Annotated in this window: 20 protein-coding genes and 1 rRNA gene; 10 read left to right on the top strand and 11 right to left on the bottom strand. The window is 73.1% G+C overall.

What is annotated here, in order from left to right; translation table 11 throughout:
* Positions 1-267: 267 nt before the first annotated feature.
* Positions 268-2,232, bottom strand: a complete 1,965-nt coding sequence (locus GCL72_RS09560; protein WP_153144489.1) for an AMP-binding protein — start codon at positions 2,230-2,232, stop codon at positions 268-270.
* Between the two features lie 174 nt (positions 2,233-2,406).
* On the opposite strand from GCL72_RS09560, the gene GCL72_RS09555 reads away from it, so the two are divergent.
* Genes GCL72_RS09555 through GCL72_RS09540 form a run of 4 tightly spaced genes read left to right on the top strand, consistent with a single transcriptional unit; the run spans position 2,407 to position 6,725 of the window.
* Entirely contained in the window at positions 2,407-3,141 is a 735-nt protein-coding gene (locus GCL72_RS09555; RefSeq protein ID WP_153144488.1) for a GntR family transcriptional regulator, read from the top strand.
* On the top strand, positions 3,138-4,655 hold the full coding sequence (locus GCL72_RS09550; RefSeq protein WP_153144487.1) for an MmgE/PrpD family protein: 1,518 nt from the start codon (positions 3,138-3,140) through the stop codon (positions 4,653-4,655). The genes GCL72_RS09555 and GCL72_RS09550 overlap by 4 nt, the downstream gene beginning before the upstream one ends.
* Before the next feature lies 1 nt (position 4,656).
* Positions 4,657-5,580: a methylisocitrate lyase gene (prpB, locus tag GCL72_RS09545; RefSeq protein ID WP_153144486.1), complete on the top strand. Its 924-nt coding sequence runs from the start codon at positions 4,657-4,659 to the stop codon at positions 5,578-5,580.
* A complete protein-coding gene (locus GCL72_RS09540) occupies positions 5,577-6,725 on the top strand; it encodes a bifunctional 2-methylcitrate synthase/citrate synthase (RefSeq protein ID WP_153144485.1) in 1,149 nt (382 codons plus the stop codon). The genes prpB and GCL72_RS09540 overlap by 4 nt, the downstream gene beginning before the upstream one ends.
* Before the next feature lie 96 nt (positions 6,726-6,821).
* On the opposite strand, the gene hutH is transcribed toward GCL72_RS09540, so the two are convergent.
* Entirely contained in the window at positions 6,822-8,435 is a 1,614-nt protein-coding gene (hutH, locus tag GCL72_RS09535; protein ID WP_153144484.1) for a histidine ammonia-lyase, read from the bottom strand.
* 162 nt (positions 8,436-8,597) lie between these two features.
* Between hutH and GCL72_RS09530 the strand changes: the two genes are divergently transcribed.
* From GCL72_RS09530 to hutI, 6 genes are read left to right on the top strand one after another with little or no spacing between them, the layout of a single operon-like run.
* Complete coding sequence (locus tag GCL72_RS09530; protein ID WP_153144483.1) at positions 8,598-9,281, top strand: IclR family transcriptional regulator; 684 nt, start codon at positions 8,598-8,600, stop codon at positions 9,279-9,281.
* Positions 9,282-9,328: 47 nt separating this feature from the next.
* On the top strand, positions 9,329-11,038 hold the full coding sequence (gene hutU / locus GCL72_RS09525; protein WP_153144482.1) for a urocanate hydratase: 1,710 nt from the start codon (positions 9,329-9,331) through the stop codon (positions 11,036-11,038).
* A 38-nt stretch (positions 11,039-11,076) separates the two neighbouring features.
* A complete protein-coding gene (locus GCL72_RS09520) occupies positions 11,077-12,414 on the top strand; it encodes a YjiH family protein (RefSeq protein WP_153144481.1) in 1,338 nt (445 codons plus the stop codon).
* Positions 12,411-13,733, top strand: coding sequence for an allantoate amidohydrolase (locus GCL72_RS09515; RefSeq protein WP_153144480.1), 1,323 nt, complete (start codon positions 12,411-12,413; stop codon positions 13,731-13,733). The genes GCL72_RS09520 and GCL72_RS09515 overlap by 4 nt, the downstream gene beginning before the upstream one ends.
* Positions 13,730-14,953: a formimidoylglutamate deiminase gene (locus GCL72_RS09510; protein WP_153144479.1), complete on the top strand. Its 1,224-nt coding sequence runs from the start codon at positions 13,730-13,732 to the stop codon at positions 14,951-14,953. The genes GCL72_RS09515 and GCL72_RS09510 overlap by 4 nt, the downstream gene beginning before the upstream one ends.
* The gene (hutI, locus tag GCL72_RS09505; RefSeq protein ID WP_246161126.1) at positions 14,950-16,200 is read left to right on the top strand and encodes an imidazolonepropionase; all 1,251 of its coding nucleotides are present in this window, start codon (positions 14,950-14,952) and stop codon (positions 16,198-16,200) included. The genes GCL72_RS09510 and hutI overlap by 4 nt, the downstream gene beginning before the upstream one ends.
* Positions 16,201-16,261: 61 nt before the next feature.
* Here the strand turns inward: hutI and GCL72_RS09500 are convergent, their stop codons facing one another.
* From GCL72_RS09500 to rrf, 9 genes are all read right to left on the bottom strand, one after another.
* Positions 16,262-17,410 carry a site-specific tyrosine recombinase XerD gene (locus GCL72_RS09500; protein ID WP_211365022.1) on the bottom strand — a complete coding sequence of 383 codons (1,149 nt, stop codon included), beginning with the start codon at positions 17,408-17,410 and terminating at the stop codon, positions 16,262-16,264.
* Between the two features lie 14 nt (positions 17,411-17,424).
* Positions 17,425-19,119, bottom strand: a complete 1,695-nt coding sequence (gene pyrG / locus GCL72_RS09495; protein ID WP_153144478.1) for a CTP synthase — start codon at positions 19,117-19,119, stop codon at positions 17,425-17,427.
* 35 nt (positions 19,120-19,154) lie between these two features.
* The gene (recN, locus tag GCL72_RS09490) at positions 19,155-20,951 is read right to left on the bottom strand and encodes a DNA repair protein RecN (RefSeq protein WP_153144477.1); all 1,797 of its coding nucleotides are present in this window, start codon (positions 20,949-20,951) and stop codon (positions 19,155-19,157) included.
* Positions 20,948-22,009, bottom strand: a complete 1,062-nt coding sequence (locus GCL72_RS09485; RefSeq protein ID WP_153144476.1) for an NAD kinase — start codon at positions 22,007-22,009, stop codon at positions 20,948-20,950. The genes recN and GCL72_RS09485 overlap by 4 nt, the downstream gene beginning before the upstream one ends.
* Positions 22,010-22,047: 38 nt before the next feature.
* On the bottom strand, positions 22,048-22,875 hold the full coding sequence (locus GCL72_RS09480; protein WP_153144475.1) for a TlyA family RNA methyltransferase: 828 nt from the start codon (positions 22,873-22,875) through the stop codon (positions 22,048-22,050).
* Between the two features lie 5 nt (positions 22,876-22,880).
* Positions 22,881-23,033 carry a hypothetical protein gene (locus GCL72_RS09475; protein WP_153144474.1) on the bottom strand — a complete coding sequence of 51 codons (153 nt, stop codon included), beginning with the start codon at positions 23,031-23,033 and terminating at the stop codon, positions 22,881-22,883.
* Entirely contained in the window at positions 23,030-23,845 is an 816-nt protein-coding gene (locus tag GCL72_RS09470) for an HAD-IIA family hydrolase (RefSeq protein WP_246161125.1), read from the bottom strand. Before GCL72_RS09470 ends, GCL72_RS09475 begins: the two co-directional genes overlap by 4 nt.
* Positions 23,842-24,792, bottom strand: coding sequence for a tetratricopeptide repeat protein (locus tag GCL72_RS09465; RefSeq protein WP_246161124.1), 951 nt, complete (start codon positions 24,790-24,792; stop codon positions 23,842-23,844). Before GCL72_RS09465 ends, GCL72_RS09470 begins: the two co-directional genes overlap by 4 nt.
* 240 nt (positions 24,793-25,032) lie before the next feature.
* Positions 25,033-25,149 (bottom strand): 5S ribosomal RNA (gene rrf, locus GCL72_RS09460).
* Positions 25,150-25,311 lie beyond the last annotated feature (162 nt).

Genomic DNA, 25,311 nt, shown 5'->3' with positions numbered 1-25,311 from the left:
GAGGGGCGGCGGCTCCGGGAACTCGTGCTTGGGCCGCCCGGTCGGGCCGATGATCGGCTCCCCGTGCACGGTGAAGAGCTCGGTGGGCTGCTGATTGCTCACGGACTCGCTCGCCTTTCCTGCCGCCGTCGCTTGCGCTGTGGACGTGCCCTTCACCGCGCGGGGCCGGCCGGCCCGGGGGCCGCGGCCACGCTGAGATCGCCCGGCGGGCACAACCTGACCAGACTACCCCGAGCGTTCCCCCGCGACAGACCGCAGGGGTCATCCTCAGCTTGAAGGCCGCACCTCAGCCTCGCCGACGGCGTCGTCGCCGTCCCCGCCGCGCAGCAGCTCGGCGATCTGGTCGAGCACGCTCGGATCCTCGATCGTCGAGGGCACCGGCGCCTCCCGGCCGTCGGCGAGCTGACGCATCGTCCGGCGCAGGATCTTGCCCGAGCGCGTCTTCGGCAGCGCGGGCACCACGGCGACGTCGCGGAAGGCCGCCACCGGACCGATCAGCCGGCGGACCAGGGCCACGATCTCCTCGGGGACCCGCTCCGCGGCGTCCTCCCAGCCGGCCTTCAGCACCACATAGGCCGCGGCGCGCTGACCCTTCAGCTCGTCGCCCCGCCCGATGACTGCGCATTCGGCCACCGCCGGGTGCTCGGACACCGCACCCTCGATCGCGCCGGCCGAGAGCCGATGTCCGGCGATGCTGAGCACGTCGTCGGTGCGCCCCATGACGAACAGCCGGCCCTCGTCGTCGAGGAACCCGGAGTCGCCGGTGGTGTAGAAGCCCTCGTGGGCGGCGAGGTAGGAGTCGACGAACCGCTGGTCGTCGCCCCAGAGCGTGGGCAGCGTGCCGGGCGGCAGCGGCAGCCGCAGCGCGATCTCGCCCTCTTCGCCGGCGGCCAGCTCCTCGCCGGTCGGGCTCAGGATCGCGACGTCGTAGCCGACCATGGGCAGCCCCGCCGAGCCCTCCCGGATCGGCTGGGGCTCGAGGCCGACCGGATTGGCAGCTATCGGCCAGCCGGTCTCGGTCTGCCACCAGTTGTCGATCACCGGCACGCCCAGCGCCTCGCCGATCCACCGCTGCGTCTCCGGGTCCAGCCGCTCGCCGGCGACGAAGAGGTGCTCCAGACTGGAGAGGTCGTGATCGGCCACGCGCGCGGCCTCCGGATCGGCCTTCCGGATCGCGCGCAGCGCGGTGGGCGCGGTGAACAGCGCCGTGACGCGGTGCTCGTCGACCATCCGCCAGAAGGCGCCGGCGTCGGGGGTCCCCACCGGCTTGCCCTCATAGAGCACCGTGGTCGCCCCGGCGAGCAGCGGCCCGTAGACGATGTAGGAATGCCCCACGACCCAGCCGACGTCGGAGGCGGTCAGCATCGTCCGGCCGGGCCCGACGTCGAAGATCGCCTCCATCGTCCAGCTCAGCGCGACCGCGGTGCCGCCCTGGTCACGGACCACGCCCTTGGGTCGGCCGGTGGTGCCCGAGGTGTGGAGGATGTAGAGGGGGTCGGTGGCGGCGACGGTGACCGCCTCGGCCGGCTCGGCGCCGGCCAGCAGCCGCGTCCAGTCGTGCCAGCGGACCCGGTCGGACCCGGCGACGTCGACGAGGCCGTGGGCGAAGCCCTCGCGCTCCAGCGCGACGACGTCGGCGACCGGATGCTCGGCCAGCTCCAGCGCCTCGGCGACGGCGGGCAGGTACTCCACGCGGCGGGAGGGCTCGATGCCGCCGGAGGCGGTGAGCACCACCGACGGCGCGGCGTCGTCGATGCGCGCGGCCAGCTCGCTCGCGGCGAAACCCCCGAAGACCACCGAGTGCACCGCGCCGAGCCGGGCGCAGGCGAGCATGGCGACGGGGGCCTCGGGGATCATCGGCAGATAGAGGACCACGCGGTCGCCGCGGCCCACGCCGAGGGCGGCGAGCATCCCCGCGCAGCGGGCGACCTCGTCGGTGAGCTCGGCGTAGCTGAAGCGACGCACGGTCCCGGTGACCGGCGAGTCGTGGATCAGGGCCGTCTGCTCGCCGCGTCCCTCGGCGACATGCCGGTCCAGACAGCTGCGCGTGATGTTCAGCCGCCCGTCCGGGAACCAGCGGGGCAGCGGGGTCGCCGAGACGTCGAGCGCCTGCCGCGGGGGCTCCTCCCAGTCGACCCGGCCGGCGGTCTCCAACCAGAAGTGTGCGGGATCGCGCAGCGAGCGGTCGTGGACGGCGCGGTAGTCGCCGCCGGCCGGATGGTGTTGGGGCATCGTCGCCCTCCTGAGGGTCGGAGCATCGTGGACCGCCGGGAATTCGTGAGCTGGGCGGCCGACTATGACGCCATCGTATGACCTGCATCACGCGCCGTCCATACTTTGTATACATATCTCCGAGAATCTCCGCATCTCTCGCTCCTGGGTCGAGAATCTGTATACACTGGCCAGATGCGAGCCAGTGATCGCGCCCACGAGGCGCTGCGCCGAGAGATCGTCGAGGGTCTGCTGCCGCCGGGCACCGTCCTCGGCGAGGTCGAGCAGGCCGCGCGCCTCGGCGTCTCCCGCACCCCGCTGCGCGAGGCGCTGGCCCGGCTGGTCTCCGAAGGGCTGGCCGACCAGACGCGCGGACGCGGCACCGTCGTCAGCGCAGTCTCCCCCGCCGACGTCGAGCAGCTCTTCGAGGTCCGCATCCCGCTGGACGTCCAGGCCGCGCGGCTGGCCGCGCGCCGCGCCGAGCCAACGGTCTTCGCCGAGCTCGCCGCGCGCTTCCGCGCCGCCGAGCGCCAGGGGTCCTACCCCGTCGACGCCCCCGCGGCCGACGGAGAGGACGTCGACGGCGCGGCCTCCGACGCCGAGGAGTACTACGCCCTGGTCGGGGAGATGGACGCCGCCGTCGACGACGCGGTCGCCAATCCCCGGCTGGTGGCGGTGATGCAGCCGCTGCGCACCCACCTGGCCCGCATCCGGCGGCTCTCCCACGACGACCCGCAGCGGCTGCGCCGCTCCGCCGACGAGCACGCGGCCGTCTGCCGCGCCGTCGCCGCCGGCGACGAGGAGCTGGCCGCCGCGACGATGCTGGTGCACCTGCGCGCCAGCCTCGCCCACATCCAGCACGCCCTGAGACGGCAGGCCGACACCCCGCCCGCCGACACCCCCTCCCCCTTGGAAGGATCCGCCCGATGATCACCCATCCCGTCACCGTCCGCCCCAGCCGCGAGCACCTCCCGCGGGAGGAGCAGCTCGCCTATAAGCTCGCCCGCGTGGCCGCCGACCCGGTGACCGTCGACCCGCAGGTCACCGACATGGTCATCAACCGGATCATCGACAACGCCGCCGTCGCCGCGGCCTCGCTGACCCGCGCGCCGGTGGCCTCGGCCCGGGCCCAGGCGCTGGACCACCCGGTCCCCTCCGGCGGGAGCGGCGCGACGGTCTTCGGCGTCGATCAGCTCGCCGGCCCGGAATGGGCCGCCTGGGCCAACGGCGTCGCCGTCCGCGAGCTGGACTTCCACGACACCTTCCTGGCCGCCGAGTACTCCCACCCCGGCGACAACATCCCGCCGATCCTCGCCGTCGCGCAGCACGCCGGCCGGTCCGGTCCGGAGCTCATCCGCGGCCTCGCCACCGGCTACGAGATCCAGGTCGACCTGGTGAAGGCGATCAGCTTGCACCGGCACAAGATCGACCACGTCGCCCACCTGGGCCCGTCGGCGGCCGCCGGAATCGGCACCCTGCTGGGTCTGGACGATGAGACGATCTTCCAGGCGATCGGCCAGGCGCTGCACACCACCACCGCCACCCGCCAGTCCCGCAAGGGCGAGATCTCCACGTGGAAGGCCCATGCGCCGGCCTTCGCGGCGAAGGTGGCCGTCGAGGCGGTGGACCGGGCGATGCGCGGCCAGACGTCGCCGGTGCCGATCTACGAGGGCGAGGACGGGGTGATCGCCTGGATGCTCGACGGTCCCGAGGCCCGCTACGAGGTCCCGCTGCCCGCCCCCGGCGAGGCCAAGCGCGGGATCCTGGACACCTACACCAAGGAGCACTCGGCCGAGTACCAGGCCCAGGCCTGGATCGACCTCGCCCGGAGGCTGCACCATGAGCATCCGGAGGCGACGGATCCAGCCGCCGTCGACAGCGTGCTCATCCGGACCAGCCACCACACCCACTCCGTGATCGGTTCCGGCGCGGAGGACCCGCAGAAGTACTCGCCGACAGCCTCCCGCGAGACGCTGGACCACTCGATCCCCTACATCTTCACCGTCGCGCTGCAGGACGGCGCCTGGCACCACGTCGACTCCTACGCGCCGGAGCGCGCCGGCCGCGCCGACACCGTCGAGCTCTGGCAGAAGGTCACCACGGCCGAGGACCCCGAGTGGACCCGCCGGTACCACTCGACCGACATCGCCGAGAAGGCCTTCGGCGGGTCGGTGGAGATCACGCTGACCGACGGGCGGGTGATCCGCGACGAGATCGCCGTCGCCGACGCGCATCCGCTGGGCGCCCGGCCCTTCGCCCGCGAACAGTACCTGGCCAAGTTCCGCGCACTGTCCGCCGGCGTGATCGACGATGCCGAGGCCGATCGCTTCCTCGAGGCCGTCCAGCGGCTGGAGTCGCTGGGCTCCGGAGAGCTCGACCAGCTGACCGTCGCCGCCGCCGACGGCGTCATCGACCCGACCGCCGCCCCGAAGGGACTCTTCTGAGATGCTCTACTCCACCACCACGCCGCAGCAGAAGCGCCGGGCGCTGCGCGAGATGCTCGTCCCCGGCGCCGCCCGCCAGTTCCCCGGAACCTTCACCCCGCTGACCGCGCCGCTGATCCAGGAGAAGGGCTTCGACGGGCTCTACATCTCCGGCGCGGTGCTGGCCAACGAGCTGGGCCTGCCCGACATCGGGCTGACCACGCTGACCGAGGTCGCCCAGCGGGCCGGGCAGATCGCCCGGGCGAGCGACCTGCCGGCGATCGTCGACGCCGACACCGGCTTCGGCGAGCCGATGAACGTCGCCCGCACCGTCCAGGAGCTCGAGGACGCCGGGCTGGCCGGCTGCCACATCGAGGATCAGGTCAATCCCAAGCGCTGCGGGCATCTGGACGGCAAGGACACAGTGGACGTCGAGACCGCCGCCCGGCGGATCCGCGCGGCCGCGGCCGGCCGCCGCGACGCGGAGTTCCTGATCCTGGCGCGCACCGACATCCGCGCCGTCGCGGGGATCGACGGCGTCGTCGAGCGGGCACGGGCGCTGGTCGACGCCGGCGCCGACGCCCTCTTCCCGGAGGCGCTGCAGAGCCTCGACGAATTCTCCGCGGTCTGCGAAGCTGTGGACGTCCCGGTGCTGGCCAACATGACCGAGTTCGGCAAGTCGCAGCTGTTCACCCGCGAGCAGCTCGCCGACGCCGGCGTGGCGATGGTCATCTACCCGGTGACCGCGCTGCGCGCGGCGATGGGCGCCGTCGAGCGCACGCTGGACACGCTGGCCGCCGACGGGACGCAGCAGGCCGCCGTCGACCAGATGATGACCCGGTCCCGGCTCTATGACCTCGTCGACTACCAGGGGTACAGCACCTTCGACGCCGGGATCTTCAGCTTCGAGGTGCCCGGCGCACCCGAGACAGGAGGACAGCGATGAGCGAGCGGACCGACGAGCAGCAGATCCACAAAGGCCTGGACGGCGTCGTCGCCGACCACACGGCGATCTCCAAGGTGAACCCGGAGACCAACTCGCTGCTCTACCGCGGCTACCCGGTCCAGCAGCTGGCCGCCGAGCTGCCGTTCGAGGACGTGGCCCAGCTGCTGTGGACCGGCGAGCTGCCCACCGACGCCGAGCGCGCCGCCTTCCGCGAGCGCGAGCGCGCCCACCGTGCTCTGGACCCGCGGGTGCGGCAGGCGATCGACCTGCTGCCGCTGGACGCGCACCCGATGGACGTGGCCCGCACCGGCATCTCCGTGCTGGGCGCGAACCACCGGCTGGCCGAGGACTCCTCCCCCGAGGCGGAGCTGACCAAGGCGCAGGAGCTCTTCGCGGCGTTCCCGGCGGTGGTGGCCTACGACCAGCGGCGCCGGAGGGGGCAGGAGGCCGTCGGCCCGCGGGAGGACCTGGACTACGCGCAGAACTTCCTCTGGATGACCTTCGGCGAGGAGGCCGCCCCGGAGGTCGTCGACGCATTCCGGGTGTCGATGGTTCTCTACGCCGAGCACTCCTTCAACGCCTCGACCTTCACCGCCCGCGTGGTGACCTCCACCCAGGCCGATCTGCATTCTGCGCTCACCGCCGCCGTCGGGGCGCTGAAGGGACCGCTGCACGGCGGGGCGAACGAGGCGGTGATGGAGACGTTCCAGGAGATCGGCGTCGACCCTGCCGAGACGCGCGAGCAGGCCGCCGTCCGGGCGAAGGCCTGGATGGAGCGCGCCCTGGAGGAGAAGCGCAAGGTCATGGGCTTCGGCCACCGCGTCTACAAGAACGGCGATTCGCGCGTGCCGACGATGAAGCAGGCGCTGGACGCGATGATCGCCCATTACGACCGGCACGAGCTCGAGGGGCTCTACGACGGGCTCGAAGCGGCCATGCAGGAGGCCAAGGGCATCCTGCCCAACCTCGACTATCCGGCCGGCCCGACCTATCACCTGATGGGCTTCGACACCGCGATGTTCACCCCGCTGTTCGTCGCCTCGCGCATCACCGGATGGACGGCCCACGTGATGGAGCAGCGCGCCGACAATGCGCTGATCCGCCCGCTGAGCGCCTACTCCGGACCGGACGAGCGCAGCCTGTGATCGCGCGCTGACCCGGCGCCGCGTCCCGTGCGCGGCGCACCGACGCCCGGGTGCCGACGACGTCGACGGCACCCGGGCGTCGCGGTGTCTGCCGACTCAGGCCAGCGGGGCGTCCAGGCCCTTCTCGGCGGCGGCGAGGATGGCGCCCGAGCGGACGAGCTCGACGGCCTCGGCGATCTCCGGGGCCAGGAAGCGGTCCGTGTCCGGGCCGGCGACCCGCTCGCGCAGCTCGGCGCGCACCGCGCCCAGCGCGGTCGAGGAGCGGCCGGAGCCCACACCTTCGATCTGCTCGCGCATGTCGACCCCGCGGGCGGCCGTGAGCAGCTCGATCGCCAGCACCTGCTCCAGGCCCTCGACCGCTCGGCGCAGCTTCAGCCCGGCCGACCAGCCCATCGAGACGTGGTCCTCCTGCATGGCCGAGGAGGGGATGGAGTCCACCGAGGCCGGGGCGGCGAGCCGCTTCATCTCGGAGACGATGCCGGCCTGGGTGTACTGGGCGATCATATGTCCGGAGTCCACGCCCGGGTCGTCGGCCAGGAACGGGGGCAGGCCGTGGCTGCGGTTCTTGTCCAGCATCCGGTCGGTGCGCCGTTCGGCCATCGAAGCGCAGTCGGCGGCGGCGACGGCCAGGAAGTCCAGCACGTAGCCCACCGGCGCGCCGTGGAAGTTGCCGTTGGACTCCACCCGGCCGTCGACGGTGACGACGGGGTTGTCCACCGCCGAGGCCAGCTCATGCTCGGCGACCCCGCGCGCATGGGCCATCGTCGCGCGCACCGCGCCGTGGACCTGCGGGGCGCAGCGCATCGAGTAGGCGTCCTGCACGCGGGTGTGGCGGTGGCCGTTGTGCTTGGCGTCCTGGATCAGCGCCGAGTCGGCCAGCATCCGGCGCAGGTTGGCCGCCGACTCGCCCTGGCCGGGCTGCGGACGCAGCTGGTGCAGGTCCTCGGCGAAGACGGCGTCGGTGCCGTGCAGCGCCTCGATGCTCAGCGCCGCGGCGATGTCCGCGGTGCGGGCCAGCCGCTCCAGATCCGCCAGCGCCATCAGCAGCATGCCCAGCATCCCGTCGGTGCCGTTGATCAGCGCCAGACCTTCCTTCTCGACCAGCTCGACGGGCTCGATGCCGGCCTCGGCCAGCGCGCCGGCGGCCTCGCGACGGCGGCCGGCGGCGTCGAAGACCTCGCCCTCGCCCATCACGGCCAGCGCGCAGTGGGACAGCGGCGCCAGGTCTCCGGAGCAGCCCAGCGACCCGTGCTCGCCGACGACCGGGGTGATCCCGGCGTTGAGCAGCGCCGCGTAGCGGCGGGCGACCTCGGGACGCACACCGGTGCGTCCAGTGGCCATCGTGGCCAGTCGGTTGAGCATCAGGCCGCGGACGACTTCGACGGCCATCGGCGCGCCCGAGGAGGCGGCGTGCGAGCGCACCAGCGAGCGCTGCAGCTGCACGCGCCGCTCCACCGGCACCTGCGTGGTGGCCAGCGCGCCGAAGCCGGTGGACACGCCGTAGTGCGGCATCGGGTCCTCGGCGAGGGCGTCGATGACCGCGCGGGAGGACTCCATCGCCTCGACGGCGTCGGCACCGAGCTCGACGGGCGCGCCGTGCCGCGCGACCGCGACGACCTCGGCGGCGGCCAGCGCCCCCGCACCGAGGGTGACGGTCGCGGGGGCGTGCCGGGCGCTCTCCCCTGCCTGGTGGTGGGTCTGGTCTGCCATGGTGGTGCTCTCTTCCTCCCGCCCGCGTGCCGGGCACCGGATCGGTGATCTCTGACGCTCGAGGCTGCGCCTCTTGCCATCTGGTGACGTATGCGTTTCAATCAGTGAAACGTGTTTTGTGCCATATGGCAAGCGCCCGCCGCTCCCGGAAGGACCCCACTGATGGCCGAATCAGCCACCCGCACCGTCAGTCGAGCTCTCGACCTCCTCGCCGCCGTCTGCGACGCCGGCGGGACGAACCTCGCCGAGGCCGCCCGCACTACGGATCTGTCCTCCTCCACGGCGCTGCGTCTGCTGCGCACGCTGGAGTCGAGCGGCTTCGTCCGCCGCGACCCCGCCGGCTCCTTCCGCCCCGGACTGCGCCTGGTGCAGCTGGGCGCCCAGGCGCTCAGCAGCGAGTCGCTGGTCTCGCTGGCCGAGACCCCGCTGCGGCGCCTGGTCGAGGCCACCGGCGAGTCCTGCTACCTCTCGGTGCCACATCTGCAGGGCACCGAGCAGGAACAGTGCATCTACCTCGCCATGGAGGAGGGCACCCATTCGATCCGCCACGCCTCCTGGGTCGGCCGGTCCTTCCCGCTCGCCGGATCGGCTGCCGGAGCCGCCCTCTCGGGCGCCGTCGGCGAGGAGGGCTACGCCGTCGTGGGCCAGGCGGTCGAGTCCGACGTCACCGCGGTGGCCGCACCGATCGCGATCCCCGCGACCGCAGACTCCGACCCTCAGATCGTCGCCGCATTGTCAGTGGTCGCTCCCAGCTACCGCATGACCTCCGACGTCGTCGACCGGACCGGGCGGCTGGTCGCCGCCGAAGCCGAGGACATCCTGCAGGCACACACGATCGCCGCCTGACCCCGGCGGACCGCCCCACCCACCTGTCACTGGAGGAGCAGAACACCATGAGCACCGGCTTCACCCGCCACGACCCCAGCCGCACGGTCCAGGCCCCGCGCGGCACCGAGATCAGCGCCCGCAGCTGGCAGACCGAGGCCCCGCTGCGCATGCTGATGAACAACCTCGACCCCGAAGTCGCCGAGCGCCCCGAGGACCTCGTCGTCTACGGCGGCACCGGCCGCGCCGCGCGCAGCTGGGAGGCCTACGACGCCATCGTCGAGACGCTGCGCGACCTCGACGAGGACGAGACCCTGCTGGTGCAGTCCGGCAAGCCGGTCGGGGTGCTGCGCACCCACCGCTGGGCGCCGCGCGTGCTCATCGCCAACTCGAACCTGGTCGGCGACTGGGCGAACTGGCCCGAGTTCCGCCGCTTGGAGGACGAAGGGCTGATGATGTACGGCCAGATGACCGCCGGCTCCTGGATCTACATCGCCACCCAGGGCATCCTGCAGGGCACCTTCGAGACCTTCGCCGCCGTCGCCGGCTCGATGCACGAGGCCGGCCGGCTCGACGAGCCCACTCTGGCCGGCACGCTGACGCTGACCGGCGGCTGCGGCGGCATGGGCGGCGCCCAGCCGCTGGCCGTCACGCTCAACGGCGGAGTCTGTCTGATCATCGACGTCGACGAGACCCGGCTGCGCCGGCGCGCCGAGAAGCGCTACCTGGACGAGGTCGAGACCGACCTGGAGGCCGCTCTGGCCAAGGTCGGCGCCGCCAAGGCCGAGCGCCGGGCCCTCTCCGTCGGCCTGGTGGGCCACGCCTCGGAGGTCTTCGGCGAGCTGCTGCGCCGGCACCGCGCCGGCGAGCTGACCGTCGACGTCGTCACCGACCAGACCTCGGCGCACGACCCGCTGTCCTACCTGCCGGCCGAGCACACCATGGAGGACTGGACGCAGGCCGCCTCCGAGGACGCCGAGACCTTCACCAAGAAGGCCCGCGAGTCCATGGCCGCCCAGGTGCAGGCCATGGTCGAGTTCCAGGACGCCGGCGCCGAGGTCTTCGACTACGGCAACTCGATCCGCGACGAGGCCCGCCACGCCGGCTATTCCCGCGCCTTCGAGTTCCCCGGCTTCGTCCCGGCCTACATCCGGCCGCTGTTCTGCGAGGGCCTCGGACCGTTCCGCTGGGTCGCGCTCTCCGGCGATCCGGAGGACATCCGCGTCACCGACGAGGCCATCAAGGAGCTCTTCCCGGAGAACGAGCACCTGCACCGCTGGATCGACGCCGCCGCCGAGCACGTGGAGTACGAGGGCCTGCCGGCGCGCATCTGCTGGCTCGGCTACGGCGAGCGCCACCGGGCCGGCCTGCTGTTCAACCGACTCGTCGCCGAGGGCAAGGTCTCCGCGCCGATCGTCATCGGCCGCGACCACCTGGACTCCGGCTCGGTGGCCTCCCCGTACCGCGAGACCGAGGCGATGGCCGACGGCTCCGACGCGATCGCCGACTGGCCCCTGCTCAACGCGCTGACCTCCACCAGCTCCGGGGCGACCTGGGTCTCGCTGCACCACGGCGGCGGCGTGGGCATGGGCCGCTCGATCCACGCCGGCCAGGTCGGCGTCGCCGACGGCACCGAGCTGGCCGCCGAGAAGCTCGAGCGGCTGCTGACCAACGACCCGGCGATGGGCGTCATCCGCCACGTCGACGCCGGCTACGACCGCGCCGTCGAGGTCGCCGACGAGCGCGGCGTGCGGGTGCCGATGCGTCGGCAGGACTGACCTGCCGCCCGTCCGGAGACGACGAAGGAGACGGATCCATGGACAGCACCGCCCCGCAGACGGCGCAGACCGCCGAAGCCCCTCGCGGCCGCTGGAGGTTCTTCCTCTACAGCGCGATCGGCCTCGTCATGTTCTTCGTGCCGATCACCGCCGCCGGCACGACGACCATCCCGCTGGACCACCTGGTGACCGCGCTGGAGGAGGCCCTGGGCGCGGCCGCGCGCTACGTGGCCCTGGCGATCATCCTGGCCGGCACGATCCGTCCCTTCGTGACCGGGCAGTGGCGGGCCTCGCCGGTGCGGACGGTCTTCGCGTTCCTGAACATCGTGGGACTGACCGCCGGCACCATGCTGGTGCTCGGCGTCGGACCGGCGTTCCTGCTGGCCCCTGACCTCGGCCCGTTCCTCTACAACGCGCTGGTCATCCCGGTGGGGCTGCTGGTGCCGGTGGGCGCGATCTTCCTGGCGCTGCTGGTCGGCTTCGGCCTCATGGAGTACCTCGGCGTGCTGATGCAGCCGGTGATGCGCCCGCTGTGGCGCACGCCGGGCCGCTCGGCCATCGACGCGGTGGCCTCCTTCGTCGGCAGCTATTCGCTGGGCCTGCTGATCACCGACCGGGTCTACGCCTCGGGCCGCTACACCGGCCGCGAGGCCGCGATCATCGCCACCGGCTTCTCCACAGTCTCGGCGACCTTCATGGTCGTCGTCGCCCGCACGCTGGAGCTGATGCACCTGTGGCTCTGGTACTTCTTCCTCACCCTGGTGGTGACCTACCTCGTCACCGCGATCGTGGTGCGGATCCCGCCGACCAGCCGCATCGCCGACGCCTGCCTCCCCGGCGTCGAGCCGCGCCCGGAACAGCGGATCACCTCCTCGCGGACGGCGGCCGCCTGGCGGGCCGCCGGCGAGGCGCTGGCCGAGGCGGACTCGCTGCCGCGCAGCCTCTGGTCCAGCTTCCTGGACGGACTGCGGATGGCGATGCAGATCCTGCCCTCGATCATGTCGGTCGGACTCATCGGGCTGACCCTGGCGCTGCACACGCCGGTCTTCGACTGGCTGGGATATCTCTTCCTGCCGGTCACCTGGGCCGTGCAGCTGCCGGATCCGCACCTGGCCGCGAGCGCCGCCGCCGTCGGAGTGGCCGAGATGTTCCTGCCGGCGACGATGGTCGCCGGCCACGAGTCCGAGCTGCTGCGCCTGGTCATCGGCGTGCTCTCGGTCTCGGCGATCATCTTCTTCTCCGCGCTGGTGCCGTCGGTGCTGGCCACCCGCATCCCCGTGACGATCTGGCAGATGGTCATCATCTGGATCGAACGGGTCATCCTCACCCTGCTCATCGCCACGCCGCTGGCCGCTCTGATCCTAGGAATCGCATGACGTACACCCCCGTCCCCCCGCCCTCCGACGCCCCCTCCCCGACGACGGTGAACTCCCTGCTGGCGGCCATCGCCGACGTCGGCGCCGATCCGCGCCGCGGCGGCTACAGCCGCCCGGTCTGGTCCGACGCCGAGCGCGAGCTGCGCAGCTGGTTCCTCGCCGAAGCCGCCGCCCGCGGCCTGGAGACCACCACCGACGCCAACGGCGTCCTCTGGGCCTGGTGGGACGTGCCGGCGGCACGCCGCGGCGGCTCGCTGGAGGCCTCCCGCTCCGACGCGGTGGTCACCGGATCGCATCTGGACTCGGTGCCCGGCGGCGGCGCCTTCGACGGCCCGCTCGGCGTGGCCTCGGCCCTGGCCGCCCTCGACCAGCTCGCCGCGCGCGAGGCCGCCGGTGCCCTGCACCGCGAGCGGGCCCTGGCCGTGGCCGTCTTCCCCGAGGAGGAGGGCTCCCGCTTCGGCGTCGCCTGCCTGGGGTCGCGGCTGCTCAGCGGGGCCATCGCCCCCGAGCGTGCCCTGGCGCTCACCGACGCCGAGGGGATCACGCTGGGCGAGGCGGCCGAGCGCAACGGCCTCGACCCGCGACGGATGGGCCCCGACCCGGCGGCGCTGGACCGCATCGGCCGCTTCGTCGAGCTGCACGTCGAACAGGGCCGCGGACTCGACGGCCCCGACCACCGCGGGCCCGCCGGCCCGGGCCCGGCCCTGGCGGTGGGATCCACTGTGCTCGGCCACGGCCGCTGGCGGCTGAGCTTCCGCGGCCAGGGCAACCACGCCGGCACCACGCTCATGCAGGACCGCGCCGATCCGATGGTCGCCGCGGCCGAGACGGTGCTGGCCGTCCGCCGGCTCGCCGCCGCGCGCCCCGACGCCCGTGCGACGGTCGGGCGGATCTCCCCGATCCCCGGCGGCACCAACGTCATCGCCTCCCGCGTGGATCTGTGGATGGACGTCCGGCACGCCGAGGACGAGGTCACCGCGGCGCTGGTGGCCGAGATCGCCGACTCCGCCCGCGCCCACGCCGCCGCCGAGGGCTGCACCGGCGAGCTCGTCGAAGAGTCGCTGAGCGGCACAGTGCATTTCGATCCGCAGCTGGCCGCCACGCTCTCCGGCGCCGTCCGCCGCACCGCCCCCGCGGCCCCGATGCTGGCCACCGGCGCCGGCCACGACGCCGGGGTGCTGGCCGCCCGGGTGCCCACCGGCATGATCCACGTGCGCAACCCGACCGGCATCAGCCACGCGCCCGAGGAGCACGTCGAGGACGACGACGCGGCCGCCGGCGTCCTCGCCCTGGCCGACGCCCTGGAGGAGCTGCTGTGACCCTCACCGTCGAGGCCCCCGTCAACGCGCACTCGCACGCCTTCCACCGACTGCTGCGCGGACGCACCCACGCCGGCGCCGACGGCGCGCCGGCCGACTTCTGGCGCTGGCGCGAGCAGATGTACCGGCTCGCCGGCGCGCTGACCCCGGAGAGCATGGAGCGGCTGGCCACCGCCGTCTACGCCGAGATGGCCGTCGCCGGCTGGACCGCCGTCGGGGAGTTCCACTATCTGCACCACGCCCCCGACGGCGCCGCCTACCCGGACCACGCCATGGAGCGCGCGCTGGCCCGCGCGGCACGCGCCGCAGGGATCCGCCTGGTGCTGCTGGACACCTGCTATCTGCAGGGCGGCCTCTCCCCCGAGGGCCGGCCGCTGCCGCTGGGCGAGGTCCAGCGCCGCTATGCCGACGGCGACGTCGCCGCCTGGGCCTCCCGGTGGGCGTCGCTTGAGGACGCCCTGGCCGAGGAGGACGCCGGCTCCGGGCTGGTGTCGCTGGGCGCGGCGGTGCACTCGCTGCGCGCCGTGGACTCCGGCCAGCTCGCCGAGCTGGCCGACTGGGCCGCGGACCGCCCGCAGGTGCCGCTGCACGTCCACCTCTCCGAGCAGCCGGCCGAGAACGCCGCAGTGCAGGCCGCCCACGGGCTCAGCCCCACTGCGCTGCTGCACTCGCATCACCTGCTCTCCGAGCGTCTCTCGGCGGTGCACGCCACGCATCTCACCGAGACCGACATCGGGCTGCTGGGCCGGACCGGCTCGACAGTCGTGATGTGCCCGACGACCGAGGCCGACCTCGGCGACGGCATCGGACCGGCCCGCGAGCTCGCCGACGCCGGAGCCTCTATCGCGCTGGGCTCCGACCAGCACGTGGTCCTGGACCCGCTGGTGGAGATGCGCGCGATGGAGCACGGCGAGCGGCTGCGCACCGGACGCCGCGGCCGCTTCAGCCCTGCGGCGCTGCGCACCGCGGCCGTGGCCGCCGGCCGCCGCAGCCTCGGGATCTCCGCCGCCGCGGCCGAGGACGTGATCGAGCTCGACGACTCCTCGGTCCGCACGATCGGCTCGGATCCCGAGCAGCTGCCGATGACGGCCACCGCCGCCGACGTCGTCGCGGTGACCGTCGGCGGCGAGCGCATCGCCGCCGACGGCGTCCACGAGCGTCTCGGCGACCCGGCCGAGCTGTACCAGTCCCTGTTCGCCCACCACCCGGAGCTGCGATGAACCCCCTGCCGAACACCTCCCCCGCCCGCACCGAGAGCACCGCCGCCGATCCCGCCGACAGCACGGTCGCCGATCGCCCCGGTTCGACGCTGATCACCGGCATCTCCGAGCTGACCACCCAGGACGCCGAGCACCGGGTGCTGCACGAGGCCGCAGTCGTCGTCGAGGGCGGACACATCGCCTGGGTCGGCCCGGCCGAGCAGGCCCCGGCCGCCGACGCGGTCCACGACCTGGGCGGCCGGGCCGTGCTGCCCGGCTGGGTCGACTCGCACACCCATCTGGTCTTCGCCGGGGACCGCGGCGCCGAGTTCGAGGCGCGCATGGCCGGCGAGGCCTACAGCGCCGGCGGCATCGGAGTCACCATGGAGGCCACCCGCGGCGCCGACGACGCCGCGCTGGCCGCCCTCGTCGCCTCCCGCGTGCAGGACGCCGTCGACGGGGGCACGACCTTCCTGGAGACCAAGACCGGCTACGGGCTCTCCGTCGAGGAGGAGGCCCGCCACGCGCGGATCGCCGCCGAGGCCGTCGATGCGGTGACCTTCCTCGGCGCGCATCTGGTCCCGCCCGGCGCCGACGCCGCCGAGTACCTCGACCAGGTCCGCGGCCCGATGCTGGAGGCGGTGCGGCCCCATGTGCAGTGGGCCGACGTCTTCTGCGAGCGCGGGGCCTTCGACGCCGAGGCCTCCCGCCGGGTGCTGCAAGACTGTGCGGCGGCCGGACTCGGGCTGCGGGTCCACGGCAATCAGCTCGGCCCCGGCCCCGGCGTGCGGCTGGCGGTGGAGCTCGGCGCGGCAAGCGTCGACCACGTCAACCACCTCGACGACGCCGACGTCGAGGCACTGGCCGGCAGCTGGGAGGGCGAGGGCCCGGGCACGGTGGCCACCTGCCTGCCTGCCTGCGACCTGTCCACCCGGCAGCCGCTGGCCCCGGCGCGCCGGCTTCTCGACGCGGGCGTCGAGGTCGCGCTGGCCTCGAACTGCAACCCGGGGACCAGCTACACGACGGCGATGTCCTTCTGCGTCTCCACTGCGGTGCTGCAGATGGGGCTGAGCCTGCACGAGGCGGTCCGCGCGGCGACCGTCGGCGGCGCCCGGGCGCTGCGCGTCGACGATGAAGTCGGCTCCCTCGAGGTCGGCAAGCGCGCCGACCTGCACGTCCTCGACGCTCCGGCGGCGATCCATCTGGCTTATCGCCCCGGGATGCCGCTGACCCATGCGGTCTGGCGCGCCGGCCGCCGCGCGGCCTGAGGCGGCTCCGCCGACGGCGCGGCCGGTCGGGACCGCGGGCCCGAGGGCCCGCGGCGCGTGCTCAGCGCGCCCGCGGGTGGGCGGCCAGGTAGCTCTCCTGCAGGGACTCGGCGGTGACCTTCGTATAGATCTGCGTGGTGGTCACCGAAGCGTGGCCGAGCATCTCCTGGACCAGCCGGATCCCGGCGCCGCCGGAGAGCATATGCGTCGCGCAGGAGTGGCGCAGCGTGTGCGGCGAGATCTCGCCGTCGATCTCCGCGACGGCGGCGTGACGCTGCAGGATCGTCCAGGCCGACTGGCGGGAGAGTCGCCCGCCGCGGGCGTTGAGGAACAGCGCCGGCGATCCCGCGGGCGAGGACGCCGAGGAGCTGCGCCGCCGGGCGGTCGCCTCGACCAGGGCCGGCCGCCCGGCCGAGAGGTAGTCGCCGACCGCCCGCTGGGCGAAGGTCCCCACCGGGACCACGCGCTGCTTGTCGCCCTTGCCCGTCACCCGGACGACGATCAGCCCGTCGGACGCTCCCGGCCGCTCGCCCGCGCCGCCGTCCGGACCGTCGGCCACGCCGCCGCCGGAGATCTCCGCACCGGCTGTGGCGCGGACCTCGTGCAGGTCGTCGACGTCGAGGCTGACCGCCTCGCTGATCCGCGCACCGGTGGCATAGAGGAACTCCAGCAGCGCCCGGTCCCGCAGGCCCAGCGGCGTGGCAGGGTTCGGCGCCTCCAGCAGGCGCCGGACCTGCTCGACGGTCAGCGCCTTGGGCAGCGACTGGCGCGGCTTGGGCGCGCTGACGTGCCGAGCGGGATCGTCTTCGGTGTGGCCCTCCAGCGCCCACCAGCGGTGCAGGCCGCGGACGGCGGCCAGCGTGCGGGCGATGGAGGACTGCGCCATCGGCGAGCCGCCGTCGTCGCCGGTGTTCAGCGCCTGGACGAAGGAGGCCACCAGTCCCTCGTCGATCGCGGCCGGGTCCTCGACGCCGGCGTCGAGCAGGTGGGCACCGTAGCGGGTGAGATCACGCCGGTAGGAGGCCAGCGTGTTGGCCGAGGAGCCGCGCTCGATCCGCAGATGGGTGAGATATTCGCCGATCTGCCGGCCGATCGGCGTCTCGGGGACCTGCTCCAGCCGACGACGGCGCCGGCGGGACTCCTCCTGCGCGGAGGAGCCCCCGGCGGCGCCGTCGGCTGCCGGGGCCTCGGCCGTCGACGCATCGACCATGGGCGCCGCCGAGCTCAGCCGCGCCGGGCCAGGCCCGCGCCGATCAGTCCGGCGAAGAGCGGGTGGGCGTCGGTCGGCCGCGACTTCAGCTCCGGGTGGGCCTGGGTGGCGACATAGTAGGGGTGCTGGTCGGCCGGCAGCTCGACGAACTCGACGAGCTGACCGTCCGGCGAGGTGCCGGAGACGACGAGGCCGGCGTCGGTCAGCTGCTCGCGGTAGGCGTTGTTCACCTCGTAGCGGTGCCTGTGGCGCTCGGTGACCTGGGTGGCGCCGTAGGCCTGCGCGACGACCGAGTCCTCGGCGAGCACCGCCTCGTAGGAGCCCAGCCGCATGGTGCCGCCCAGGTCGCCGTCCCCGGCGACGATGTCCTCCTGCTCGGCCATCGTGGCGATGACCGGGTAGCCGGTGTCCGGGTCGAACTCGGTGGAGCTGGCCTCGGGCAGTCCCACCACGTGGCGGGCGTACTCCATGACCATGGTCTGCAGCCCCAGGCAGAGGCCCAGCGTCGGGATGCCGTGCTCACGGGCGTGGCGCAGCGCGCCGATCTTGCCGTCCAGGCCGCGGATGCCGAAGCCGCCGGGCACGCAGATCGCGTCGACGCCGGCCAGCGCCTTGGCCGCGCCCTCCTCGGAGGCGCAGAGGTCCGAGGCCACCCAGCGGATCTTGGTCTTCGCCCGGTGGGCGAAGCCGCCGGCGCGCAGCGCCTCGGTGACCGAGAGGTAGGCGTCGGGCAGGTCGATGTACTTGCCGACCAGGGCCACTTCGACCTCATGGTCGGGATGGTGGACGACCTCGAGCAGATCGTTCCACGTCGACCAGTCGACGTCCTGGAACTTCAGGCCGATCTTCTGCACCACGTAGGCGTCGATGCCCTGCTTGTGCAGGATGCGCGGGATGTCGTAGATGCTCGGCGCGTCGGGGCAGTTGATCACCGCGTCCTCGTCGACGTCGCACATCCGCGAGATCTTGCCGCGCACGTCCTGCGGCAGCTCGCGCGCCGAGCGCAGCACGATGCCGTCGGGCTGGATGCCCAGCGAGCGCAGCGCCGCCACCGAGTGCTGGGTCGGCTTGGTCTTCAGCTCCTGGCTGGGACCGATGTAGGGCACCAGCGAGACGTGCAGGAAGTAGGCGTTCTCCCGGCCGATGTCCTGGCGGATCTGGCGGGCGGCTTCGAGGAACGGCTGCGATTCGATGTCGCCGACGGTGCCGCCGATCTCGGTGATGATCACATCGGGCGCCTCGCGGCCGTCCGCCGGCTCGGCCGGCAGCCGCATGCGGCGCTTGATCTCGTCGGTGATGTGCGGGATGACCTGGACGGTGTCGCCGAGGTAGTCGCCGCGCCGTTCGCGCTCGATCACTGAGGAGTAGATCTGCCCGGTGGTCACGTTGTTCAGGCCGTCGAGGTTCTCGTCGAGGAAGCGCTCGTAGTGGCCGATGTCGAGGTCGGTCTCAGCACCGTCCTCGGTGACGAAGACCTCGCCGTGCTGGAAGGGGTTCATCGTGCCCGGATCCACGTTCAGGTAGGGATCGAGCTTCTGCATGACCACCGAGAGGCCCCGTGCGCGGAGCAGATGCCCCAACGAGGAGGCGGTCAGACCCTTGCCGAGGGAGGAGACCACACCCCCGGTCACGAAGATCTGGCGGGTCTGGTCGGGACTGGTCTGATTCCGGGAACTTGTTCGCTGCGCCACGGAGTTCGATCGTATCAGGCCGCAGCACCCGGGAATAGTCGGGAGCGTCCGCGTCAGCGGGAGACCGGCTGTCCGGCGCTTTCCAGCAGCTCCTGAGCGTGCGCCCGGGCGGAATCGGAGTCCTCCTGGCCGGCGAGCATGCGGGCCAGCTCGGCCACCCGCTCCCCGTCGTCGAGGGCGTGCACGTCGCTGGCGGTGAAGGCTCCGGCGTCGCCGTCGGTCTCCGCCGAGGATTTGAACACGCGGATGTGACGCTGGGCGTGCGCGGCGACCTGCGGCAGATGGGTGACCACGATGACCTGCACATGCTCGGCCAGCATGGCCAGCCGCCGGCCGATCTGCACTGCGGCCTTGCCGCCGACGCCGGCGTCGACCTCGTCGAAGATGAAGGTCCCGGCCGAGTCGTGGGCGGAGAGGACGACCTCCAGGGCCAGCATCACCCGGGAGAGCTCGCCGCCGGAGGCTCCCTTGCCCAACGGCAGCGGGTCCGCGCCGGCATGCGGGGCCAGCAGCATCGACACCGAGTCGGCGCCGTGCGGACCCAGTTCCTCGGTCTCGGAGACGTCGACGACGAGCCGCGCCTGCGGCATCGCCAGAGCCGCCAGCTCCTCGCCGACGGCGGCCGAGAGCCGCTCCCCGGCCTCGGCGCGGCGGGCGCGCAGTTCGGCGGCCTGCTCGCGCAGCGCGGCCTCCTCCTCCGTGATCCGCGCCTGCAGCTCCTCGATGCGGTCGGCGTCGGAGTGCAGCACCGCCAGCCGGGCTCGGGACTCCCCGGCCCAGGCGAGCACCGCGTCGACGTCGGGGCCGTAGAGTCGGGTCAGCCGGTCCAGCTCGGCGCGACGCTGGTGGACCTCGGCCAGCCGTTCCGGCCCCGACTCGTCGAGGCTGGCGGCGTGGACGCCCAGCTGCGAGGCGGCGTCGTTGAGCAGCGAGGAGACCGAGCCGATCTGCTCGTGGACGGAGGCCAGCTCCCGGTCCTGGTCGGCGACGGCGGCCAGGGCCTGCGCCGCCGTCTCGACCAGCGCGACCGCATTGGGCTCGTCGCCGACGGATTCGGCGGCGTCCGGGCCCGACAGCGCGGTCTGCGCGACCCGGGCGGCCTCGCGCAGCTCCTCGACGTTCTCCAGGGTCATCGCCTCGGCCTTGAGTTCCTCGTCCTCGCCGGATTGCGGGGCGACCTCGTCGATGCGCTCCAACGCCTGCTGCAGCTGCTCGGCCTCCAGCCGGCGCTGCCGTTCATTCGCGGTGATCTCCTCCAGCTCGGCCCGCTGGTCCAGCCAGCTGCGGTGCCGCCGACGGTAGGCCTCGGCCAGCCCGGCGAACTCCTCGCCGGCGTAGGCGTCCAGCGCCCGGCGCTGGGCGGCCGGGGACTTCAGCCGCAGCTGGTCGGTCTGGCCGTGGACGGTGACCAGCGAGGAGCCGATCTCGCCGAGCAGCGAGACCGGCACGCCGCGGCCGCTGACCGTCGCCCGGCTGCGCCCCTTCGCGCTGACGGCCCGGCCGAGCAGCAGCGAGGTCTCGGTCCGTGTCGCGGCGTCGCCGTCGTCCCCTGTGCCGTCGGCCGCGGCCTCGGCCGCGCCGTCGTCGTCGAGCCAGGCCCCGGCCTCGCGGGCCAGACGGACCGAGCGGTGGGTCGAATCGGTGGCCACCTCGGCGTCGACGGCGGCCTTGGCCGCCCCGCTGCGCACTGCCGAGGCCTCCGCCCGGGCGCCCAGCAGCAGACCCAGGGCGGTGACGACCATCGTCTTGCCCGCGCCGGTCTCGCCGGTGACGACGTTGAAGCCGGGATGGAGCTCGAGCTCGGCGCGCTCGATGACGCCCAGATCGCTGATGGTGACGTGCTCGATCACTGACCGTCCTCCTTCTGTGCCGCGTCGTGGCGCAGCGTGCCGCGCTCGGTGGCCATCTCGGCGCCGATCGGATGACTGGTGGGGTCGTCTGTCCGTGTGCCGGCGACCCCGTCGTCCTCCGGGCGGACCTCCGACGCCACGGGACCGCGCCAGCCGCTGGTGGGCAGGTTGAACTTGTCGACGAGCCGCTCGGAGAAGGGCGTCTGGTTCACCCGGGCCAGGCGCACCGGCTCGGCCGAGCGGGTGACCTCCACGCGGGAGCCGGCCGGCAGGTCGACCGACCGGCGGCCGTCGCACCAGAGCACCGCCTCCTCGTCCTCGTGCTGGAGGATCTCCACGGCCATCACCGAATCGGGATCGACGACCAGCGGCCGGGCGAAGAGCGCATGGGCGGAGATCGGCACCATCACCAGCGCCTGGACCTCGGGCCAGACGACCGGCCCGCCGGCGGAGAAGGCGTAGGCGGTCGAACCGGTCGGAGTCGCCATGACCACGCCGTCGCAGCCGAAGGCCGAGACCGGGCTGCCGTCGATGTCGACGACCAGGTCGATCATCCGCTCGCGGGACTTCTTCTCGATGCTGGCCTCGTTCAGCGCCCAGGAACTGGCGACCTGCTCGCCCTCGCGCCAGATCCGGACGTCGATCGCCATGCGCCGCTCGACGGTGTAGTCGTGGTCGACCACCCACTGCACGGAGGCGTCGAGCTCAGTGCGCTCGGACTCGGCGAGGAAGCCGATGTGCCCGAGGTTCACGCCCATCAGGGGCAGATCGGCGCCGCGGACGAGCTCGGCGGCGCGCAGGATCGACCCGTCGCCGCCGAGGACCATGCCGACCTCGCACTGCGCCAGAGTGATGTCGCGGCCGACGACGGCCAGCGGCACGCGGTTCAGCCGCTCGCCGACGAGGACCTGCAGCCGGTCGACGTCGCGGGCGAGCAGCGCCGGGGTCAGACCGGCGGCGTGCAGCCGCTCGACGACGGAGACGGCGGCGTCGACGGCGTCCCGGCGGCCGGTGTGGGCCAGCACGAGCACCGCACGGCTGCTCTCGGCCTGGGACATGGCACCTCCTGCGTGGTCGACGCCCGCGAGCCGCGGGATCAGTCCCGGTAGTCGATGTGGTCGATCCGTTCCAGCCTATCCGCCCCCGCGGACTCGGTGTCGGCGATGTCCGCGGCCGCGCCGTCGTGGGATCGACCGGGCGCGCGCAGACGGAGGAAGAACTCCAGGTTGCCGTCCTGTCCGGGCAGCGGGGAACGATGCGCCGAGACCAGTCGCAGGCCGGCCTCCTCGCAGGCGGCGGCGACGCCGGCGACGGCCTCGCGGCGCAGCTGCGGGCTGCTGACGACCCCGGTGCGCGCCAGCCGCTCGCGGCCGACTTCGAACTGCGGCTTGACCATCAGCAGCAGCTCCGCGCCGGCGGCGGCCTGGGCCGCCAGCGCCGGCACGATCAGCCGCAGCGAGATGAAGGACAGGTCGGCGACGATCAGTTCGAAGGGCTCGCCGAGCTCGCCGGGCTCCAGGTGTCGGAGGTTCAGTCCTTCGACGGAGGTCACCCGAGGGTTCTCGCGCAGCGCGGCGGCGAGCTGATCGTGGCCGACGTCGACGGCCACGACTGCGGACGCCTCGCGGGCGAGCAGCACCTGGGTGAAGCCGCCCGTGGAGGCGCCGGCGTCGAGGCAGCGTCTGCCGCGCGGGTCGACCGCGGGGCAGGCGGTCAGCGCGCCGAGCAGCTTATGCGCGGCACGACTGACCCAGGGGTCGTCCTCGACCTCGAGGCGCGCGGCCTCGGCGACCTTGGCGGCGGCCTTGCGGACAGTGCGCCCGTCGACGCGGACGAGGCCCTCGGCGACGAGCTGAGCGGCGCGCGAGCGGCTGGCGACCAGATGCTCCTCGACCAGGGCGCGGTCCAGACGGCGCGAGCCCATCGCGCTCAGTCCCGGCCGGCGGCGTCCAGCCGCCGGCTCAGCTCGCCGTGCAGCTCCTCGGCCCGGTCGATCTCGGCCTCCAGCTCCTCGAGATCCAGCTCTGCCGCGACCTGGCCGGTGGACGCCTCGCTCGGCATCGGCTGCTCCTCGCCGCTCATGCGCGGCTCCCCGCCGGTTCGACCGCGAAGAGGCCGGCCAGCGTCTCGAGGATGAGATGCGGCCGCTGCTCGTCGTCGGCTGCGGCCGCCGTCTCGGCGGAGTCGATGCCGGTGAGCACCAGCGCGGCGGTGCACCCGGCGCGCCGTGCGCCCAGGATGTCGGTGTCGAGCCGGTCGCCGATCATCAGCGGCCGCTTCAGGCCCAGCGCGGAGACCGCGCGGGTGAACAGCACCGGCTCCGGCTTGCCGGCGGCGGCGGGGAGGGCTCCGGTGGCCCGCGAGACCGCCTCGACGAGCGCCCCGTTGCCGGGAGCGATCCCGCGCCCCCGGGGGATCGTCAGGTCCAGGTTCGTGGCGAACCAACGTGCGCCGGCGGCGACGGCGTAGGCCGCCTCGGCGAGATCGCTCCACCCGAGCTCCGGGCTGAAGCCCTGCAGCACGGCGGCCGGTCGGTCCTCTGCGTCCGCGGCGACGGTGAAGCCGGCCTCGGCGACACGGGTGCGCAGGAAGTCGCTGCCGGTCACCAGCACTGTCGCGCCCTGCGGGATCTCGGCGGACATCAGCGCCACGCCGGCGTCGGCGGAGCCGAAGACCTGCTCGGCGGAGGCCGTCATGCCCAAGGCAGTCAGGTGTTCGGCGATTGTCTCCGGGGACCGCGAGGCGTTGTTGGTGATGAATGCGTACGGGATCTCCCGCTCACGCAGCTCCGCCAGCGCCTCGACTGCGCCCGGGACGGCCGCATCGCCGGCATAGAGGACGCCGTCGAGATCGAAGAGCACCCCGTCGTGCGCATCGATCAGCGCCGGGCTCATGCCTGCTCCTCCGCTGTCGGCGGCTCCTGTCCAGCCTGCGGCTCGCCCGCCGCGGGACGCTCGGCGCGCGACCCGTCCAGCAGGTCCTTGACCTTGGGCACCTCGGCCGGAGTGTCGTCGAAATCCATGATCTCCGGGTCGGCGAAGGCGCCGGATCCGAGAGCGCGCTCGGCGACGAACGCCCGCTCGTGCCACTGGGAGGACTCCTCAGTGCGGCCGAGACTCTCCAGCACCTCGCCATAGGCGGTGAACAGTCGGGGCGAGAAGCTGAAGGCGCGGTCCTTGCGCAGCTCGGGGACCTCCAGCGCGCGGGCCGCCGAAGCGTGGTCGCCGAGATCCTGATGGGCGCCGGCAACCACGATCGCCAGCTCGGCACGGACCGCGCCGGAGAGTTGACGAGCCTCGGCGGACTCCCCCAGTTCGACGGCCTTCTGCGGACGGCCGAGCCCGCGTTCGCAGTCGGCCTGCACCGGCAGATGCGTCTGGTCTCCGCTGATCCGGCGATAGGTGCGCAGCTCGCGCAGCGCCTCGGCGAAGTCCTCGGCCGCATAGGCGCACAGCCCGACCGCCTCCCGCACCACGGCCAGACGACCGCCCCGGCGGGAGGCCGCCAGGGCGTGCTCCAGCGCCAGGGCCGGGTCGACGTCGACGAGCCGGCCGGCCATCACCAGATGCTTGGAGACCCACTTGCGGTTCTCTCCGTTGAGCGTGCCGAGCTGCCCGGCGGCCTCCTTGTCCAGCTCCTTGCCGGAGACGTCCTCGTCGATCTCCGGCGACCGGGGACGATCCGGTCGATCGGAACGACGGTGGTCGCCGCGCTGCTCGGTGCGTCGTTCCCCCGCACGTCGTTGGCCGTCGTGGCCGGTGCCGCGATCGCCGCCGGACGGACGACGATCGTCGGGGCGCCGTGCGGCGGAACGGCGGTCTCGAGAAGACTCTGCGGGCATAACTCTGGTGCTCTCCTTGCGAAGCCGGTGCGGGATGCCTCCCCAGGATACCCGGTGACCTCGTCGGGCTCATCGAAGGAGCCCGAGGCCGGGCACGCCTCCGGACAGGCGTGGACGGCGGAGCCTCGGACGCCCGGGGCATCCGCGTCACCGCCGGGGCTGAGGCCGCCCCACGACACGACAAGAGCCCCGGAAGCGATCGCCATCGATCGCCTCACGGGGCTCTTGTCTTCAAAGGGTGTCCGGCGGTGACCTACTCTCCCACACGCTTCCGCATGCAGTACCATCGGCGCAATGGGTCTTAGCTTCCGGGTTCGGTATGGGACCGGGCGTTTCCCCCACGCTATGACCGCCGTAACTCTAACCACCACACACCCCCACCAAAAAAGGGGGCAGGGCGAGTCACACGAACAACCACCACACACAGTGGCTGCCAAAACTAACAACTCTATACCATTATCCAACACACCACCCACACCCCACGAACAGTGAGGAACGGGGTTTGTTGAAAGACAACCG

It is taken from the genome of Nesterenkonia halophila (assembly GCF_009467795.1).
GTDB classification, from domain to species: domain Bacteria; phylum Actinomycetota; class Actinomycetes; order Actinomycetales; family Micrococcaceae; genus Nesterenkonia; species Nesterenkonia halobia.
This window is presented reverse-complemented; position numbering and strand designations above follow the sequence as displayed.